This window comes from Sphingopyxis flava, assembly GCF_900168005.1.
Classification (GTDB): domain Bacteria; phylum Pseudomonadota; class Alphaproteobacteria; order Sphingomonadales; family Sphingomonadaceae; genus Sphingopyxis; species Sphingopyxis flava.
In genome coordinates this window covers 1-1,052 of sequence record NZ_FUYP01000117.1, presented here as the reverse complement: position 1 = coordinate 1,052, position 1,052 = coordinate 1, and the positions used below count along the sequence as shown (strand labels likewise).

Annotated in this window: 1 protein-coding gene; it reads right to left on the bottom strand. The window is 61.5% G+C overall.

The features are described from left to right. Positions 1-15: 15 nt before the first annotated feature. A protein-coding gene (locus B5X69_RS20785) for an IS630 family transposase (protein WP_425441547.1) occupies positions 16-973 on the bottom strand; the annotation gives its coding sequence in 2 pieces (ribosomal slippage) (positions 16-646 and positions 645-973; 960 coding nt in all). Positions 974-1,052 lie beyond the last annotated feature (79 nt).

The window sequence follows — 1,052 nt, the reverse complement described above, 5'->3', positions numbered from 1 at the left end:
TAGAGCATCGTGCGTTTAATCGGACGCATAGCCGGCGGCTTTGAGGTAATTCCAACATTCTTCGGATGAATAGAGGTCGCAGATATTGCCGAGGGCGCGCCAGAGGGCGTCGAAGCTGCGCGCTTCGCTGCGGCGCAGGTGAGCCTTGAGCTTGGAAAAGGCCATTTCGATCGGATTGAGATCGGGGCTGTAGGGCGGCAGGAACAGGAACCATGCGCCGCGTTCTTTGAGGATTGTCGCGGCCTTCTCGCTTTTGTGGCTCGAGAGATTGTCGAGGATCACGACGTCACCAGGGTCGAGCGTGGGCGCGAGCTGCGTTTCGACCCATGTCTCGAAGATGTCGCGGTTCATCGGCCTGTCGATGACCCAGGGAGCGACCAGGCGATCGTGGCGGAGCCCGGCGATGAAGGTCTGGGTTTTCCAGTGCCCGAACGGCGCTTTCGCCTTGAGGCGCGAGCCGTAGCGCGCTCGCCCGCGCAGGCGCGTCATCTTGGTCGTGGTTGCCGTCTCGTCGACGAAGATCAACCGATGCGGCTCCTGGCGCATCCGCGGCTGGCGATGTCGGCGCCAGCTGCGACGACGCAGTGCAATGTCAGCGCGTGCGCACTCCCACGCCAGAAGTGTTTTTTTTATAGGTAAATCCAGCAGACAAGAGCGCACGCGACAAGGATGCGGGATGGGCAACAACCCCTGTCGCCGCCTTCAGCCGCGTCGCCAGTTCGGGCATCGTGATGTCTGGCCGCGCCTCCACCCAGCCAATCAGAACCTCCATATGGGCCGCCAATTTACCGCCTCCGGCCGGCCGGCCTTGTCGCGCCGGTGCTGTCGAACCCGTCAACGCGACACGCTTCGACAGCTTCACGGCAAAGCTCGGGCTCACCCCAAAGCGCCGGGCAGCATCACGCCGCGAGTGACCCGATCTTATATACCCCTCCACGCGATCGCGCAGATCCCTCGAATAAGATTTCCCCATGATCCACCTCCGAACCCGGTGAATCACAACTCAGACCTTTTGGGAATCCCCCGATTCCTATTTCTGGCACGATGCTCTA